General features: G+C 67.9%; 1 protein-coding gene. It reads right to left on the bottom strand.

Annotation, left to right across the window (positions count from 1 at the left end):
- On the bottom strand, positions 1 to 392 hold a 392-nt coding region (locus BIV23_RS44825; protein ID WP_143079269.1), incomplete at both ends, for a beta-ketoacyl [acyl carrier protein] synthase domain-containing protein.

The raw sequence follows: 392 nt of genomic DNA, 5'->3' as shown, positions 1-392 counted from the left end.
CTCAGACCGAACGACGACACACCCGCACGCCGCACACGCGCACCCTCCCGCACCCACGGCCGCGCCTCCGCCAGCAGCTCGAGCCCACTGCCCTCCCACTCCACATGCGCACTGGGCTCCTCCGCGTACAACGTCCTCGGCAACGTCTCATGCTGCAACGCCAGCACCATCTTCATCACACCGATCACACCCGCAGCCGCCTGCGCATGCCCGATGTTCGACTTCGACGACCCCAGATACACCGGCCGATCCCCGGCCCGACCCGGACCGAACACCTCCGCCAACGCACCCGCCTCGATCGGATCACCCAACGGCGTACCCGTCCCGTGCGCCTCGATCGCATCGATATCAGCAGGCGACAACCGAGCCGCATCCAACGCGTCCTGCACCAC

It is taken from the genome of Streptomyces monashensis, from assembly GCF_001866665.1.
In the GTDB taxonomy this organism is placed as follows: domain Bacteria; phylum Actinomycetota; class Actinomycetes; order Streptomycetales; family Streptomycetaceae; genus Streptomyces; species Streptomyces monashensis.
Note: the sequence above shows the minus strand (reverse complement) of the source record. Positions and strands in the feature narration are given on the sequence as shown.